This window comes from Tistlia sp., assembly GCF_040905785.1.
In the GTDB taxonomy this organism is placed as follows: Bacteria; Pseudomonadota; Alphaproteobacteria; order Kiloniellales; family DSM-21159; genus Tistlia.
Window position 1 is genome coordinate 1 of record NZ_JBBDQW010000087.1, and the last position, 15,800, is coordinate 15,800.

Consider the following 15,800-nt stretch of genomic DNA (forward strand, 5'->3'; position numbering starts at 1 on the left):
GTGCGCATGTACCTGCGCGAGATGGGCTCGGTCGAGCTGCTGTCGCGCGAGGGCGAGATCGCCATCGCCAAGCGCATCGAGGCCGGCCGCGAGAAGATGATCGGCGGCCTCTGCGAGAGCCCGCTGACGATCCGCGCCCTGCTGGCCTGGCGCGAGGCCCTGATCAACGGCCAGATCCTGCTGCGCGACATCATCGACCTCGACGCGACCTACTCGGGCGGTCCCGACGGCCCCGGTGCGCCCAACGGCGCGGGCGGCGGCAACGGCGCGGCCGGTGCCGAGGGCACGTCCGGGACCGAGGACGGCGCCGACGGCACGACCGGGGCGAGCGGTGCGCCGGCGGCCAGCGACGACGAGGACGAGGCCAAGCCCGCCGACGCCGGCGACGAGGAGGAGGACGAGGAGGAGGCCAACCTGTCGCTGGCCGCCATGGAGCAGCAGCTGCTGCCCGACGTCCTCGACACCTTCGACCAGATCGGCGCGACCTACGCGGCGCTCATCGAGGTGCAGCGCGCGCGCATCGGCCACATGCAGCGCGGCGAGCAGATCTCCGACGAGATCGAGGAGATCTACGACGAGTACAAGGACAAGCTCGTCCACATCATGGAGGACGTGCACTTCAACAACGCGCGGATCGAGCAGCTGGTCGACCAGCTGTACGGTCACAACCGGCGCCTGGTGAACCTCGAGGGCCGCCTGCTGCGGCTCGCCGAGAAGCACAAGGTCGCGCGCGAGGACTTCCTGAAATACTACTACGGCCGCGAGCTCGATCCCCGCTGGATCTCCAAGGTGCGGCGCCTCTCCGGCAAGGGCTGGAGCGCCTTCGTCGACAAGGAGAAGGACGAGGTCAAGGAGCTGCGCAAGCAGATCGCCGACATCTCGGGCGAGACCGGCCTGCCGGTCAGCGAGTTCCGCCGCGTCGTCGCCACGGTCAAGTCCGGCGAGCGCGAGGCCAGCAAGGCCAAGACCGAGATGGTCGAGGCGAACCTGCGCCTCGTCATCTCGATCGCCAAGAAGTACACCAACCGCGGCCTGCAGTTCCTGGACCTGATCCAGGAGGGCAACATCGGCCTGATGAAGGCGGTCGACAAGTTCGAGTACCGCCGCGGCTACAAGTTCTCGACCTACGCCACCTGGTGGATCCGCCAGGCGATCACCCGCTCGATCGCCGACCAGGCGCGCACCATCCGCATCCCCGTCCACATGATCGAGACGATCAACAAGCTGGTGCGCACCAGCCGGCAGATGCTCCACGAGATCGGCCGCGAGCCGACCCCCGAGGAGCTCGCCGAGCGCCTGGTCATGCCGCTCGAGAAGGTCCGCAAGGTCCTCAAGATCGCCAAGGAGCCGATCTCCCTGGAGACGCCGATCGGCGACGAGGAGGACAGCCACCTCGGCGACTTCATCGAGGACAAGAACGCGGTGATCCCGCTCGACGCCGCGATCCAGTCGAACCTGCGCGAGACCACGACGCGCGTCCTGGCCTCCCTGACGCCGCGCGAGGAGCGCGTGCTGCGCATGCGCTTCGGCATCGGCATGAACACCGACCACACGCTCGAGGAGGTCGGCCAGCAGTTCTCGGTGACCCGCGAGCGCATCCGCCAGATCGAGGCCAAGGCGCTGCGCAAGCTCAAGCACCCGAGCCGCAGCCGCAAGCTGCGCTCCTTCCTGGACACCTGAGGCCCGGGCGCGCTGCCGGTGGAACAGGGCCGAGGGGGCCGAGGCTTCCCCGCGGCCCTTTTCCTGCCCGGCCGCCGGCCGCCGCGGCAGCGGCCTTGATCGCCGGCGCGAAGCGGTCAGAATGCCGGCGGCTCGGGGGCCCGTAGCTCAACGGTCAGAGCAGACCGCTCATAACGGTTAGGTTGCAGGTTCGAGTCCTGCCGGGCCCACCACTCCGCTCGCCAAGTGCGCCCCCGGGCGCGGCTGCCCCGGCCATCACCGCAACCTCCTCGTCAAGGTCCACTTTGCGGTTTGGAGCGTCCAGTTCCGGGACAACTTCAAGACGCCCGGCGCCATGCCGCTTCATTCCTGGCGACCGCCCAACACGTCGGATCTCGTTACAGGCTTGGACCCCCTGTCGAAGCCATGCAAGATCGTGAGAGTGGGAAGATAGGGCTAAGTATGTGCAATGTTTCATTTTAGAAGCAATTGCCGATCTATGGCATATATTTTGCATACCAAAGCATTGCCTCTGCAACGCCTGGAGACTGAGGGCAGATCGTGAAGAAAACAAAGAAAATCATTCTGGTAGCGCTGACGCTTTTCCTGATCGCGCTACCGGAAGCGGCGAGAGCGGGCCCCATAGACAAACTCTATTACCTGGCTGCTGGCGAACTGCGTAGCGTCGGATTCGACGGAACGTCGTTCACGGGCAGTTTCTCGACGTTGGCCACTCCGCACCCGGAGATGTCCGGAATCAGCTATGACGCTGCCTCCGACATCCTCTACTACCTGGCCGCTGGCGAACTTCGGAGCGTGGGTTTCGACGGAACGTCGTTCATGGGCAGCTTCTTGACGCTCGCAGTCCCGGTCCCCGGAATGTCTGGCATCAGCTATGACGCCGCTTCCGACATTCTCTATTACCTTGCCGCTGACGAACTGCGGAGTGTCGGCTTCGATGGGACGGCTTTCATCGGCAGCTTTTCGACCCTCGCAGTCCCGGCCCCCGGAATGTCGGGCATAAGCTATGACGCCGCTTCCGACACTCTCTATTATCTTGCCGCTGGCGAACTGCGGAGTGTCGGCTTCGACGGGGTGTCCTTCATCGGCAGCTTTTCGACCCTGGCAATCCCGACCCCCGGGATGTCGGGTATCTCGATTTTCAGGACTGCCGACCTGACCGAGGTTCCGGAAGCTGCGCCGCTCAGCCTAGTCGTCATGGGCTTGGCCGCTCTCGGCCTTGCGGCACGCCGCCGCGATAGGCGCTAGCCGAGGCGCATCTCGTGGTCGCTTCTAGGGAGTGCCTTCAGGGGGGCCTTCGCGGGGCCGCGGCGATCCGCCTAGGCCGGCCGGCGCCGGGCGCTAACCGCCCCCGGACGCGCTATGCTACGAGGGGGCGGCCGGGACGCGGCGGTGCCGGGGAGGCGCCTTGCGGACGGCGCCGGTCTCGACGACTGTCGCGGGCCGGCATCCCTCTTTAACCGGCTCGGCCCAAAGATGGCCGAGGGGGCGTCTTCGCTCCGGGTTGCTAACGGCGGACGGTGGCAGCGCTAACCACGCTCGATCAATTGAGTAATGGCTCCGTCTTCCTGCGCTCTTAGGGGGCCGCACGGGCTTCGGCCCATCGTCTGTGACCCAGTTTGATACGGAGACGGACACGTCCCAGTGCCCGTCTTCGCCCGCCGCTGCCCACCAGCCAGTCCGACGTATTGGGCCCGGCGCCTACGGCTGCGACCGCGACGACTCTCATCCCTGCTCGACCCGGAAGGCAGGCGCACCCTCCCAGATCAGCTTCCAGCGGGCGCCAGGGCGAAGGTTCTGAACGATCTGCGGCGCGAAGGCGACGAAGCAGGTCCCGCCGGGAGCCCGTACCGAAGGATAGAGAAGCCCGAGGTGCCCCTCGGCCTGGAGCTGCTCGGCAAGCGCCTGGCCCGCGGGATAGCCGGCCGCAGGATCCGGGTCGAGGGCCGCCGGGCGGCCTTGTGCAGGCCGCAGGTCCGGGAACTCGCCGATGAAGTCGGCGAGGATCGCCTGATAGAGGCGCTCGTCCTCGTAGCGGCCGATGTAGCCGAGCTCCCGGGTCCGGTGGTAGGCGACCTCTTCGATCGCGGTCAGGTCCTCGAGCGCGCAGTACCAGGCGCCGCGGCCGGGACCGTTGAAGCGGTTGCCCGCGCCCTCGCGGCTGTAGGCGAAGGAGGCGTTGACGTGGGTATCGCCCCACCGCCGGAGGTGTCTGCCGCGCGCCAGGAAGGCGAGCTCACGAGGGTCAACCTCGGCGACGTCGCCCCGCTCGATCATGAGGCGCCGGCTGGTCACGGCCTCGACCTCGGCGAGTGCCTCGCGCTCCTGGTCGTCGTCGGCGAGCGGATCTAGCACCGGTGTCTGGTGCGCGGTCTCCGGGATCAGCCTGACGGTCCCCTTGCCGACGAAGGCCGAGACGGGCGGTGGGTTCACGCGCCGCCCGTCATCACGCGCCGCCCCGGAGGGCATCGACGTAGTTGCGCGCCGACAGGATCGCCGGCAGCCCGCCCTCGATCATCGCGTCGACCGGCCGGCGGCCCCGGAACAGTGGTCCCTGATTCGGCAGCGTCGGCCACTGATCGGCCAGCGGGCCCGTCCAGTAGAGGTGCAGGCCCTTGAAGAGACCGAGCAGCGCGCTCGCCCGCAGGAACTGGTCGTGGCCGAGCCGACCTTCCCACCCCTGCTTCTTCGCCCTGTTCCAGGTCCTGAGCTGCATATCCAGCAGCCGGGCTGCCTCCTCGTTCCGAAGGCCCCAGGCCTCGGCGGCGCGTGCAAAGCCCTTCAGGGCGGTGGGCTGCAACCGGCCGCGCTTCTGATCGAAGCTCTCGTCGACTGCGGTGGCCTCGGCAAGCGGTACCATCTGCCTGCGTCTCCAGTGCCAATTGGCATTAATATGAATGCAGTATGGCGCGAACACCAGTGCGGGTCAACCAGCATTCGGTGTCGGAGCGTGAAGGCGACCAGAAGCCGCGCTCCTACGCCCGCCCTTCGAAGCAGACGTTCAGCAGCGGCTCGCCGCGGGCGAAGCGGTCGAGCTGGGCGGCGACGAAGGCCCAGCGGCGGGTCTTCATGGCCTCGGTCCAGGCCGAGTTGTGCGGCGACAGGATGACGTTGTCGAGGGCCTGGAAGGCAAAGCGCGAGGGCCAGGGGTTCGGGTCCTCCTTCGAGGGGTAGCGGTACCAGACGTCGAGGATTGCGCCGCGGATGCGCCGCTCGGCCAGCGCCCGGTAGAGCGCCTCCTCCTCGACGACCTCGCCGCGGGCGACGTTGCAGATCACGGCCTCCGGCTTCATGCGCGCGAACTGCGGCGCACCGATCATGCCGCGGGTGGTCTCGTCGAGCGGCGCGCAGACGATGACGAAGTCGCTCTCGGCCAGGAGCCGGTCCAGCTCGGCCACGGTGCCGTACCAGTCGACCAGCCCGCCCTCCTCGCGCACCCGGCGGCTGACCGCCAGCACGCCCATGCCGAAGGCCTTGCAGCGGCGCGCGACCTCGCGGCCGATGTGGCCGTAGCCGACGATGCCGACGGTGGCGCCGCGCAGCTCGCGGTGCATCGGCCCGCTGGCGATGGTGTGGCCGTCGTAGGACCTCTCCCGCATCTCCGGGTCGGTCACGCGCAGGAGGCCGAGCTGGAACTCCAGCATGCCCAGCAGGACGTGCTCGGCGATCGTGCTCTCGTGTTCGTGGGTGTTGCAGAAGACGACGCCGCGCGGCAGGTCGTCGGCGGTGATCCAGTCGTAGCCGGTGAAGGGGATCTGGTACAGCTTGAGGCGGCCGCCCGCCGGTATCTCGAGCCGGCTGCCGCCGACCAGCACGTCGGCCCGCGAAATCTCGCTGCCGAATCGCTCCGGCTCCTTGGCGGGGTCGCAGGTCAGGATGCGCCAGTCGGTCCCGGTCGTCTCGGCCAGGAAGCCGGCGCGCTGGATCGAGTTGGGTCCTGCCAGCAGAAGGGTCGGCTTTTCGCTCACGTCCTCGCCTCGCGTCCTCGCTTCGGGTGTGGTGACCAGCCTAGGCCGGCCGGCGACGGGGGCCAACCGCCGGACGCGCCGTGCTACGAGGGGGCGGCCGGACGCGGCGGTGCGGGGGAGGCGCCTTGCGGTCGGCGCCGGTCTCGACGACTGTCGGGGCCCGACACCGGTCCTTAACCGGGTCGGCCCGAGGATGGGCAAGGGGGCGCCTTCGCCCCGGGCGCGAACGGCGGACGGTGACGTGCAGGACCAGGTGAAGAAGGCGGCGAGGGCTCCGGACGCAGCGCAGGACCTGCGCGACGCGGCGATCCTGCGCGAGTCGATCCAGGAGTTCCCGGGGCCGGTCGCGGTCTACGACGAGAACGACCGCCTGATCGCCTGCAACGCGCTCTACCGCTGGGTCCACGGCGGTGCCTTCGAGGAGGTCCAGCGCCGCGCCGGCAGCGGGCGGATTCGCTACGAGGACCTCGTGCGCCACTCAGCCAGGTCCGTGGTGCCGCCGGACCGGCTGGAGGCCCACGTCGCCGACCGGCTGCAGGCGCAGCGCCAGGCCAGCGGCGAGCCGGTCGACCGCTTCTACCCCGAGCGCGGATGGTTTCGCATCGTCAAGATCCGCACCCCGAGCGGCGCCGTCGCCGGCTTCGCGACCGACATCACCGAGCTCAAGGAGACGACGCTGGCGCTGGACCAGGCGCGGGCGGCGGCGGAGGCCGCCAACGTCGCCAAGTCGTCCTTCCTGGCGAACATGAGCCACGAGCTGCGCACGCCGCTCAACGCCATCATCGGCCTCGCAGAGGCGCTGGAGATCGGCGTCTTCGGCACCATGGAGAACGACCAGCATCGGCGCTACGTCGCCGACATTCGGCAGTCGGGCCACCACCTGCTGGCCCTGATCTCGGACCTGCTCGACCTCGCCAAGGTCGAGGCCGGGGCGATGGAGCTCGAGCGCGAGGCTTTCGCGCTGCCGGCCCTGATCGAGGAGTGCCTGGCGATGATGCGGCCGATCGCCGACGCCCGCTCGATCTGCCTGCGCACGGAGGGGCCCTCCGAGACCCTGCGGCTGATCGCCGATCGGCGCAAGATCAAGCAGGTGCTGATCAATATCCTGTCCAACGCCGTGAAGTACTCGCACGCCGGCGGGGACGTCCGGGTGACGGCGCTGCTCGCCGTCGACGGCCTGCGGATCGAGGTCGAGGACCGGGGCATCGGCCTCGACGAGACCGGGCTCGACCTCGTCTTCCAGCCCTTCGGCCGACTCCACAACAGGCTCGGCGCGATGCCCGAAGGGGCAGGGCTGGGCCTCCCGATCGCGCAGCGCTTCGCCGAGCTGCACGGCGGCGAGATCGGGATCGCCAGTCGGCTTGGGAAAGGCACCCTGGTCACCCTGCGGCTGCCGCCGGACATCCTGGCCTGACGCCGGGGCGCGCGCGCCGGCGTCACTGCGCGACCTGCTCGTCGTGGGTCCGCTCGCCGCGTACCAGGGCAGGCGCCGCCGCGTCGACCAGGCCGTGCCGCACGGCGTGGCGGGCCATGGTGACGGTGTCGTCGGCGAGCAGCAGCTCGGCACCTGCGGCCGCGACCTCCTCGGCAAGGCTGGCGATCGCCGAGTCGCGGTCGCGCCCGTGGCCGACGTTGCGGATGTAGATGGCGCGGACCCGCTCGGGATGCTCCCGGACGATCTGGGCGTAGATCTCCGGGTCCTGCTGGCCGCTGTCGCCGATCAGCACGAAGGGCGCGTCGTCGTAGACCGCCAGCATGCCGCGGATCAGCGCCAGCTTGTGGTCCTTGGCCGGCGGCGGTAGCGGCCGCTGCAGGGTCATGCCCCATTCGCGCAGGAACAGGATCGGGCCCTCGGGCACGCCGTGGCGCTGGAAGAACAGCTCGAGGATCTCGTAGATCGCCCAGGGCCCGCGGGAGACGTAGAGCATCGGGTTGCCCTGGTCGCCCGAGGCGCCGTCGCGCAGCTGCCGATAGAACTCGGCGACGCCGGGATAGGCGACGCGGCTTTCGACGTCCTCGAAGAAGAGGTTCCAGAACATCCGCAGCTTGTTGGCGACGCCGGTCTGCACGACGGTATCGTCGATGTCGCTGATCACGACGCAGCGGCTCTCGGCGGGCCGCAGGTAGACCGGGGCGCGGGCGACGGCGCCCGCGGCCTCGGGCGGTGAGTCGAGCAGGATGCAGACCTCCTGCCAGCCGGTGCCAGGCAGGTCGCCGAGGTCGCCCTGGAGGCAGATCTCGAAGTAGCCGTCGGCGTCGGTGGTCGCGCGGGCGCTGGCCCCAGCCAGCTCGGCGCGGACCTCGGCGCCGCGGACGCCGCGCCGGAAGATGCGGCGCAGGAAGTCGACCAGGCTCGGGTCGTGGGCGCCGCGCCGCAGGCTCTCGAAGCGCGGCTGGCGCAGCACCCGGCCCATCAGGAAGACCTCGCGCCGCGAGCCGTAGCCGCGGTAGGCGTGAATGACCACGCCGCGCCGCCCGGTATCGTGGCGCACCGGCCGCGACAGGCGGCGCAGCAGGGCGCGCAGCGCCTGGGAAAGGGTTCGTCTCACGCGGTCTCCCCGGTGGCTCGGGCCGCCGCAGGCGGCCGGCTCGTCAACGGGAGGCCGCCGTGGATCGTTCCCGCCGGAGGCGGCGCGGCACCGGCCGTTCGGCGCGACATTCCGGCTGCGCCGCCGCGAAGACTCATGTAAGACCCCTTCACATGGGCTGGTCGAGGCACGGCAAGGACTCAGGCAAGGGGCGGCGCAGCTACCACCACGGCAACCTGCGCGAGGCGCTGGTCGAGGCGGCGCTCGGGCTGATCGCCGCCAAGGGGCCGGCCGGCTTCACCTTCGCCGAGGCGGCGCGCGAGGCCGGGGTCAGCCCGGCGGCGCCCTACCGCCATTTCCGCGACCGCGACGCCCTGCTCGCCGGGGTCGCCTGCCAGGGCTTCGAGCGCTTCGAGGCCTTCCTCAAGACCGCCTGGAACGACGGCCGCCCGGACAGCTTCACCGCCTTCGGCAACCTCGGGAAGGCCTACCTCGCCTTCGCCCGCACCGAGCCGGCCTACTACTCCGCCATGTTCGAGGCCGGGGTGCCGCTCGAGAACCATCCCGAGCTGCGCGAGGCCGGCGATCGCGCCTTCGCCATCGTGCGCGACGCCTCGGAGGTCCTGAGCCGCACCCTGCCTCCGGCCACCCGGCCGCCGGCGCTGATGATGGCGCTGCACGTCTGGGCGCTCTCGCACGGCATCGCCTCGCTCTTCGCCCGTGGCGACGCCGCCCGGCGCAAGCTGCCGATGACGCCCGAGGACCTGCTCGAGGCGGCGGTGCTGATCTACCTCCAGGGCCTGGGACTGGGCGGCGGCGGGGCCGGCGGGCGGGCCTGAGCCGGCCGGTCGCTTTTTTGCCCGGGCTCGACTTGACGCCCGCCGGGCACGCGCCCACCTATGTGAATGTCATTAACATTCACATTGCGAGGCAGGGCGAATGGACGTAGCAGCGAAACTCGACGACCTCGGCAAACCGGCCTGGATCGGCTTGATGGCCCTGGGCTTCATTCTCTTCTGGCCGGTCGGCCTTGCGGTCCTGGCCTACATGATCTGGAGCGGACGCATGCTGTGCTGGAACGGAGCGAAGATGGGCAAGATGGGCAAGGCGCGCGGTCGCTGGTACGGCCCCTGCGGCGGCGGCAGGCGGCACGCCGACACGAGCGGCAACACCGCCTTCGACGAATACCGTGCCGAGACGATGCGGCGCCTGGAGGAGGAGCAGAACGAGTTCATGAGCTTCCTCGACCGCCTGCGCCAGGCCAAGGACAAGGCCGAGTTCGACCAGTTCATGGCCGAGCGGCGCAACCGGCCCCAGGGCAGCGCGCCCGGGGCGCCGGGCGAGGGCTACGGGCCGCAGCAGGGCTGAGCCTCGCGGCTCGCGGACGGGCAAGCGCCGGACTCCCAGGAGGGGTCCGGCGCCTTGTCTTGCCGGGCAGGGCGCCGACGGGTCGCTCCTGTGGGCGGCGATTGACAGCGGCGCCGGATCGTATCTAACTGGACGCTCGGGGACCGGCGATCTCCCCGTCAGGCAGCAGCCCAAGGATCGCATCCTCGCTCCGGCGAAAGGATGCCCGCATGCTTGCCTCGACCACGATTTCCCCAGAAGCGCTTTTCGATCTCGTGGGCACGCCCGATTGCCCCCTATTGGCCGATGTCCGCACCGAGGAAGATTTCGCCGGCAATCCGCGGCTGGTGCCGGGCGCGGTGCGCCGCGCCGCGCTGGAGGTCGCCGGCTGGCCGGAGCTGACGCCCGCTTCGGCTTCTGGGTCGGTCCCGGATTCAGTGGTCGTGATCTGCCAAAAGGGCTTGAAGCTGAGTGCCGGCGCCGCCGCCTGGCTGCGCCAGGCGGGCATCCCGGCCCGCGTCCTGGAGGGCGGGATGGAGGCCTGGGACGAGGCCCGCCTGCCGAGCGTCCCCTGCGCGGCCCTGCCCCAGCCCGACGGCGCCGGGCGCACCCTCTGGGTGACGCGGGAGCGGCCCAAGGTCGACCGGATCGCCTGCCCCTGGCTGATCCGCCGTTTCGTCGATCGGCGGGCGGTCTTCCTGTTCGTGCCCGCGGGCGAGGTCGCCGCCGTGTCCGAGCGCTTCGCCGCGACCGCCTTCGACCTCGAGGGTGCCTTCTGGAGCCACCGGGGCGAGCTCTGCAGCTTCGATGTCCTGCTCGAAGGCCTGGAGCTGCAGACGCCGGCGCTGCTCCGCCTCGCCGCCGTCGTGCGCGGCGCCGACACCGCGCGCCCGGAGCTCGCGCCGGAGGCGGCGGGACTGCTGGCGGTCTCGCTCGGCCTCTCGCGGCTCCATGCGCAGGATTGCGACCAGCTCGCGGCCGGTCTGCCGCTCTACGATGCCCTCTACCACTGGGCCCGCGACGCCTTCGGCGAGACCCACGACTGGCCGGCCCGGCAAGAGGTCGGCGCGCGGGAGCTGCGGGCATGACCGCCCGCGACCTTCCGACGGACGAGCCCACCCACGCACCGCGCGCCTATCCCGGCCTCGGCGAAGCGGCCAGGGTCTGGGGCCGGATCGCCCTGCTCAGCTTCGGCGGCCCGGCCGGCCAGATCGCCGTCATGCATCGCATCCTGGTCGAGGAGAAGCGCTGGCTCGGCGAGGCGCGTTTTCTGCATGCCCTCAACTTCTGCATGCTGCTGCCCGGCCCGGAAGCCCAGCAGCTGGCGGTCTACATCGGCTGGCTGATGCACCGCACGGCCGGCGGCGTCCTGGCCGGCCTGCTGTTCGTGCTGCCGGGCCTGATCGCGATCATGGGACTGAGCTGGCTCTACGCCCTGCACGGCGACCTCGGGCCGGTCGAGGCGCTGTTCTTCGGGCTCAAGGCGGCGGTGCTCGCGATCGTGCTGCAGGCGGTGGTTCGCATCGGCCGGCGCGCCCTCGCCAACAAGGTCATGGTCGCCCTGGCCGCCCTGTCCTTCGCCGGCATCTTCGTCTTCGACCTGCCGTTCCCGGCGATCGTCGGCTTGGCCGGGCTGATCGGCTTCCTCGGCGGGCGCGCCGGGCTGGCGGCCTTCCAGGCCGGCGGCGGCCACGGCGCCGCAGCCGGGCGGATCCGGGACGCCGAGACGCTGCTCGGCGAGACGACGCCGGCGCACACGCGGCCGGGCGGCGGACGGTCGCTGTGGGCCGCGGGGATCTTCGCGCTGCTCTGGGGCGCGCCGGTGCTGCTGCTGGTCCTGCTCGCCGGCGGCGACGGGGTCTTCACGCGCATCGCGCTGTTCTTCTCGCAGATGGCGGTGGTCACCTTCGGCGGCGCCTATGCGGTGCTGGCCTATGTCGCCCAGGAAGCGGTCGGCACCTATGGCTGGCTGGCGCCGGGCGAGATGCTCGACGGCCTGGGCCTGGCCGAGACGACGCCCGGGCCGCTGATCATGGTGACGCAGTTCGTCGGCTTCCTCGCCGCCTACCGAGACCCCGGCGCCCTGCCGCCGCTGCTCGCCGGCACTCTCGGCGGCCTGCTGACGACCTGGGTCACCTTCACGCCTTGCTTCCTGTGGATCTTCCTCGGCGCGCCGCACGTCGAGCGCCTGCGGGGCAGCCGGCCGATCTCCGCCGCCCTGGCCGCGATCACCGCCGCCGTCGTCGGCGTGATCCTGAACCTCGCCCTCTGGTTCGCCTTGCACCTGCTGTTCGGCGAACTGCGCCGCTACGAGGGCTTCGGGGCCAGCCTCGAGCTGCCGGTCTGGTCGAGCCTCGATCCCCTGGCCGCCGCGCTGGTCGCCCTCGCGCTGCTGGCGACCTTCCGGCTGCGCCTCGGCCTGTTCCCGGTGCTCGGCGGCACCGCCGTCCTCGGCCTGCTGCTGCACCTGGGCGGATGGCTCACCCTCTGAGGCGGCCCGAGCCTCCCCCCTCATCCCAGGATGTCGGTCGCCCGGTGGCCGTTGGGCACGCCTTCGACCAGCAGGACCTCGCCCTCAGCGCGTCCGCGGCGCAAGCCGAGGATGCGCCGATAGGTCGGCGAGTCGTACCAGGCGCGGGCCCGCTCGAGGTCGGGGAAGGCGATGACGATCAGGTCGCCCTGCCAGTCACCTTCGAGGACGATCTGCGCGCCCCCGTGGATCAGGAAGCGGCCCGCGAAGGGCGCCAGCGTGGCGTCGATGCCCTCGAGGTAGGCGACGATGTCGGGGCCGAACTCGACGTCGCGCAGATGGGCGACGGCATAGGCGGTCATGACTCTCTCCTTCTTCTCAAGGCTCAAACGGTTCGGGTATGGCGCAGCGCCAGCGCCTCCAGCGCGGCGAGCAGGGCGACGGCCGCCGCCTGGACCAGCAGGAAGGCGAGGCCCAGGCCGTTGGGCGCGGTCCAGCCGGCGAGCGGCAGGACGAGGCTGCCGGCGACCCAGCCGAGGTTGCCGAGCACGACCAGCCAGGCGCCGGCGCGCAGCACCCGACGGCGCGTTGCCACCAGGGCCATGAAGGCGGCGATCGGGAACAGCAGGAGGCCGGCAGGCAGCAGCAGGGCGGAGGGAATCGCGCTCAGGCGCGCCAGGGGCTCGGCGGCGAGCGCCAGCAGGCCGCCCATCGCGGCGCAGGTGACGGCGTCGGCCAGCAGGAGCGCGCGCAGCGAGAGCGGGCCGGATTCGGCGGTCGTGTTCGAGGAAAGGGTCATGGCGGTCTCCTTTTCGGTTCCGGCGCCGCCGGCTGCGGCGTCTTCGGAACCCAGGATCGGAGACCGGGTGCGGGGACGCGATTACCTGGCAGGTAATGACTGTCCCGAGGTGCGCCTGCTAGCCTTGCCCGATGATTCCGACCGCCGCCTCCGTGGGACCCCTGCTGCGCCAGTGGCGCCGCCGCCGCCGCCTCTCCCAGCTCGAGCTGGCCGCCGAGGCCGAGGTCTCGCAGCGCCACCTCAGTTTCCTGGAATCGGGCCGGGCGGCGCCGAGCCGGGAAATGGTCCTGCGCCTCGCCGAGCCGCTCGACCTCCCCTTGCGCGAGCGCAATGCCCTGCTGGTCGCGGCCGGCTTCGCGCCACTCTACCCGGAGCGGGCGCTCGACCATCCGCGCCTGGCGGCGGCGCGCCGGGCGGTCGAGCTGCTGCTGGCCGGCCAGGAGCCGCACCCGGCGCTGGCGGTCGACCGGCACTGGACGCTGGTCTCGGCCAACCGGGCTCTGGCGCCGCTGCTCGCGGGCGTGCCCGAGGACCTGCTGGAGCCGCCGGTCAACGTGCTGCGGCTCAGTCTGCATCCGCGCGGCCTGGCGGCGCGCATCCGCAACTTCCGCGACTGGCGCGGCCACCTGCTGGCGCGCCTGCAGGCCCAGGTCGACAACTCTGCGGACGCGGTGCTGATGGCGCTGGTCGAGGAGCTGAAGGGCTACCCGGTGCCGGCGGGGGCGCTGCCGGCGCAGCCGGGGGCGGCAGCGGCGCTCGGCGGCATCGCCGTGCCCCTGGAGCTGGACAGCGCCGGCGGCCGCCTCAGCTTCCTCAGCACGACGACGGTCTTCGGCACGGCCATGGACGTCGCGCTCTCGGAGCTGGCGATCGAGTCCTTCTTCCCGGCCGATCCGGAGACCGCGGCGGCGATGCGGCGCCTCGCGGAGGGCTGACCCGTCAGGCGGCCTCGCTGGCCTCCGCACGCCGCTTCAGCAGGAAGGAGCAGAGAGCGGTGGTCGCGATCGAAGCGAGGAAGAAATAGACGCCGGACTCGAAGCGGGCGTCGGTGAGTGCCCGGCTCTTCAGCGCGAAGACGATCAGCGCCGCGGCCAGGACGTCGAGCATCGACCAGCGCGCAAGCGCCTCGAAGCCCTGGAGCAGCCGCCTGGGCACGTCGCGCCCGAGCCGCAGGCGCGCCCAGAGCGCGATCATGACCAGCAGCTTGGCGGCTGGCAGGACCAGCGAGAAGATCCCGACGATGGCGGCGATCAGCCACTCGCCGCCCTGGAACAGGCTGACCGTCACGTCGAGGATCGAGTATGGCCGGCTGAACAGCACCAGCGTCTCGACCGTGACGATCGGCAGCGTGACGCCGACCGCGAGCAGGCCGAGCGCCGTCAGCAGGAGGAGCAGCAGGGCCATCCGTTGTCCTTGTTACGGCTGCGGGCCGCCCGCCCGCCGAGGCTCCTTCATATCGGTTCGCGCTGTCGGAGCGGAAGGGGCAGGCAACGGATGGAGCCGGTCGCGGGTTGTCGGGGGGATGACCGTGACGCAGAACACCACTGACGCGCCCGCCGAGGGCTTCGTCGGCCCGATCGAGGTCGTGCTCGTGGTCTGCGGCGGTGCCGAGAGCGGCCTGATGAAGACGGCCGGCCGGAGCGCGGAGAGGCTGCGCGGAATCCTGGCCGACGCCCTGCCGGCGTTCGACTGGCGGCTGACCGTTCGCCTGCTGCCTCGGCCCGAGGGCGACACGTCCCTGGAGCCGGCCGACCTGATCGGCGATCCGGCGGTCGCAGAGGCGGCCGAGGCCGGCGACTTCACCCTGGTGGTGACCGACCGCGACCTCGTGGCCCGCTACCAGGCGGTCGCGCTGGGTGCGCCGTCGCGCGCCGCCGCGAGCGCGGTCGCCTCGACGTCCCGCCTCGGCACCGAGCGGGTCGAGGCGCGGCTGACGGCCCTCTGCCTGCATCTACTCGGGCGGCTGAACGGTCTGGGGCCGGCGGCCGATTCCCGCAGCTAAGCGGCCCGCATCGAGGCGCCCGAGGATCTCGACCGGATGGATCGCCTGACAGCGGCAGACCGGGCCGAGCTTCAGGAGGCGCTCGTGCGAATCGCCGATCCCCGGCTCGAGGAGCGGGCCGCCGCGCCCGGCGGCCGGTTCGGCTTCTAGGCGCGGGCGCTCTGGGAGACCCGCCGCGAGTTCCTGCAGGCGCTGCTGCGCGCCCGGCCCTGGCTGTTTCCGCTGCATCTCAGCCGCATGACGGCGGCGGCGCTCTCGACCCTGCTGATCCTGGTCATGACCGCCGAGGCCTGGGACCTGGCGCTGCGCCAGCCGCCCTGGCGGGTGGCGGTGCTGTCCCTGGGAGCTCTTGTCGGCACCAGCACCTTCGTTCTCCTCCGCCAGCAGCTGCTGATCCGCAGCGCCGGGTGGCGCCTGACCGCGGCGCGTGCTGAGCAACGCCTCGACCGTCGCCGTCGTGCTCTGCGGATTCCTGACCACCTATGCCCTGCTGTTCGCGGTCACCGGCGGCTTCGCGGCGCTGTTCTTCGAGCGGCTGCTGATCGCCGGCTGGGCGGCGGCGACCGGCGATGCGATCGAGGCGGGGCACTACCTGGTGATGAGCGGATTCGTCGCCAGCCTGGGCATCGTCATCGGCGCCCTCGGCGCCTCCTTCGAGGCGCGCAGCCACTTCCGCCCCATCGCCTTCATCGACGAGGAGATCTGAAGCCGGCGCATCCGCGGGCTGCACCGATCGCTATCCGGGTCCCGTCTGCCCGGTCGCGTGGTCTAGGCGCCCGCTTCACGCCCGTCCCTCCAGGCCGGCCAGGGCCTCGGCGGCGGCCTCGGGTATGCGCATCTCGAAGACCTCGCGCACGACCGTGTAGTCGTAGTAGCCCATGCGCGCGATCGGCTGGATCGCCGGGATGTCGAGCCGTCCGTCGGCGCCGATCACGGCGTCGTCGACGTGGACGCCAGTACCGCCGAAAGGTCCAGCTCGACGCGCACGATCTCCCGCACCAAATGC

17 protein-coding genes, 1 tRNA gene and 1 pseudogene are annotated in these 15,800 nt (G+C 71.0%); 11 read left to right on the forward strand and 8 right to left on the reverse strand.

Annotated features, from left to right (window positions below):
• From rpoD to WD341_RS19830, 3 genes are all read left to right on the forward strand, one after another.
• The coding region (gene rpoD, locus WD341_RS19820; protein WP_368427224.1) for an RNA polymerase sigma factor RpoD at window positions 1-1,680 on the forward strand (1,680 nt) is incomplete at its 5' end.
• Between the two features lie 136 nt (window positions 1,681-1,816).
• A tRNA-Ile gene (locus WD341_RS19825) sits at window positions 1,817-1,892 on the forward strand.
• Between the two features lie 328 nt (window positions 1,893-2,220).
• Window positions 2,221-2,928 carry a hypothetical protein gene (locus WD341_RS19830; protein WP_368427225.1) on the forward strand — a complete coding sequence of 236 codons (708 nt, stop codon included), beginning with the start codon at window positions 2,221-2,223 and terminating at the stop codon, window positions 2,926-2,928.
• Window positions 2,929-3,405: 477 nt separating this feature from the next.
• Here WD341_RS19830 and WD341_RS19835 read toward each other — a convergent pair whose 3' ends face one another.
• From WD341_RS19835 to WD341_RS19845, 3 genes are all read right to left on the reverse strand, one after another.
• Complete coding sequence (locus WD341_RS19835; protein ID WP_368427226.1) at window positions 3,406-4,113, reverse strand: RES family NAD+ phosphorylase; 708 nt, start codon at window positions 4,111-4,113, stop codon at window positions 3,406-3,408.
• Window positions 4,114-4,126: 13 nt separating this feature from the next.
• Window positions 4,127-4,540, reverse strand: a complete 414-nt coding sequence (locus tag WD341_RS19840; protein WP_368427227.1) for an antitoxin Xre-like helix-turn-helix domain-containing protein — start codon at window positions 4,538-4,540, stop codon at window positions 4,127-4,129.
• Between the two features lie 115 nt (window positions 4,541-4,655).
• Window positions 4,656-5,648: a 2-hydroxyacid dehydrogenase gene (locus tag WD341_RS19845; RefSeq protein ID WP_368427228.1), complete on the reverse strand. Its 993-nt coding sequence runs from the start codon at window positions 5,646-5,648 to the stop codon at window positions 4,656-4,658.
• A gap of 241 nt (window positions 5,649-5,889) precedes the next feature.
• On the opposite strand from WD341_RS19845, the gene WD341_RS19850 reads away from it, so the two are divergent.
• Window positions 5,890-7,062, forward strand: a complete 1,173-nt coding sequence (locus WD341_RS19850; RefSeq protein ID WP_368427229.1) for a sensor histidine kinase — start codon at window positions 5,890-5,892, stop codon at window positions 7,060-7,062.
• Between the two features lie 22 nt (window positions 7,063-7,084).
• On the opposite strand, the gene WD341_RS19855 is transcribed toward WD341_RS19850, so the two are convergent.
• A complete protein-coding gene (locus tag WD341_RS19855; protein ID WP_368427230.1) occupies window positions 7,085-8,197 on the reverse strand; it encodes an App1 family protein in 1,113 nt (370 codons plus the stop codon).
• A gap of 152 nt (window positions 8,198-8,349) precedes the next feature.
• On the opposite strand from WD341_RS19855, the gene WD341_RS19860 reads away from it, so the two are divergent.
• The 4 genes from WD341_RS19860 to chrA all read left to right on the forward strand — a co-directional run bounded on the left by WD341_RS19860 (window position 8,350) and on the right by chrA (window position 12,014).
• Window positions 8,350-9,015 (forward strand): TetR/AcrR family transcriptional regulator, encoded by a 666-nt coding sequence (locus WD341_RS19860; RefSeq protein ID WP_368427231.1) that lies wholly within the window; start codon window positions 8,350-8,352, stop codon window positions 9,013-9,015.
• 100 nt (window positions 9,016-9,115) lie between these two features.
• The gene (locus tag WD341_RS19865; protein WP_368427232.1) at window positions 9,116-9,544 is read left to right on the forward strand and encodes a DUF2852 domain-containing protein; all 429 of its coding nucleotides are present in this window, start codon (window positions 9,116-9,118) and stop codon (window positions 9,542-9,544) included.
• Window positions 9,545-9,822: 278 nt separating this feature from the next.
• Window positions 9,823-10,611, forward strand: a complete 789-nt coding sequence (locus tag WD341_RS19870; protein ID WP_368427233.1) for a chromate resistance protein ChrB domain-containing protein — start codon at window positions 9,823-9,825, stop codon at window positions 10,609-10,611.
• Window positions 10,608-12,014, forward strand: a complete 1,407-nt coding sequence (chrA, locus tag WD341_RS19875) for a chromate efflux transporter (protein ID WP_368427234.1) — start codon at window positions 10,608-10,610, stop codon at window positions 12,012-12,014. The genes WD341_RS19870 and chrA overlap by 4 nt, the downstream gene beginning before the upstream one ends.
• A gap of 20 nt (window positions 12,015-12,034) precedes the next feature.
• Here chrA and WD341_RS19880 read toward each other — a convergent pair whose 3' ends face one another.
• Together WD341_RS19880 and WD341_RS19885 are read right to left on the reverse strand one after the other, a co-directional pair.
• Window positions 12,035-12,355: a DUF1330 domain-containing protein gene (locus WD341_RS19880; RefSeq protein ID WP_368427235.1), complete on the reverse strand. Its 321-nt coding sequence runs from the start codon at window positions 12,353-12,355 to the stop codon at window positions 12,035-12,037.
• A gap of 23 nt (window positions 12,356-12,378) precedes the next feature.
• Window positions 12,379-12,792 (reverse strand): hypothetical protein, encoded by a 414-nt coding sequence (locus WD341_RS19885; protein WP_368427236.1) that lies wholly within the window; start codon window positions 12,790-12,792, stop codon window positions 12,379-12,381.
• Between the two features lie 131 nt (window positions 12,793-12,923).
• On the opposite strand from WD341_RS19885, the gene WD341_RS19890 reads away from it, so the two are divergent.
• Window positions 12,924-13,727, forward strand: a complete 804-nt coding sequence (locus tag WD341_RS19890) for a helix-turn-helix domain-containing protein (RefSeq protein WP_368427237.1) — start codon at window positions 12,924-12,926, stop codon at window positions 13,725-13,727.
• 4 nt (window positions 13,728-13,731) lie between these two features.
• Here the strand turns inward: WD341_RS19890 and WD341_RS19895 are convergent, their stop codons facing one another.
• Complete coding sequence (locus WD341_RS19895) at window positions 13,732-14,196, reverse strand: paraquat-inducible protein A (RefSeq protein WP_368427238.1); 465 nt, start codon at window positions 14,194-14,196, stop codon at window positions 13,732-13,734.
• 118 nt (window positions 14,197-14,314) lie between these two features.
• On the opposite strand from WD341_RS19895, the gene WD341_RS19900 reads away from it, so the two are divergent.
• Together WD341_RS19900 and WD341_RS19905 are read left to right on the forward strand one after the other, a co-directional pair.
• Window positions 14,315-14,794 carry a hypothetical protein gene (locus WD341_RS19900; RefSeq protein ID WP_368427239.1) on the forward strand — a complete coding sequence of 160 codons (480 nt, stop codon included), beginning with the start codon at window positions 14,315-14,317 and terminating at the stop codon, window positions 14,792-14,794.
• Between the two features lie 427 nt (window positions 14,795-15,221).
• Complete coding sequence (locus tag WD341_RS19905) at window positions 15,222-15,500, forward strand: hypothetical protein (protein WP_368427240.1); 279 nt, start codon at window positions 15,222-15,224, stop codon at window positions 15,498-15,500.
• A 75-nt stretch (window positions 15,501-15,575) separates the two neighbouring features.
• On the opposite strand, the pseudogene WD341_RS19910 reads toward WD341_RS19905, so the two are convergent.
• A pseudogene (locus WD341_RS19910) lies at window positions 15,576-15,800 on the reverse strand (hypothetical protein); the annotation flags it as partial.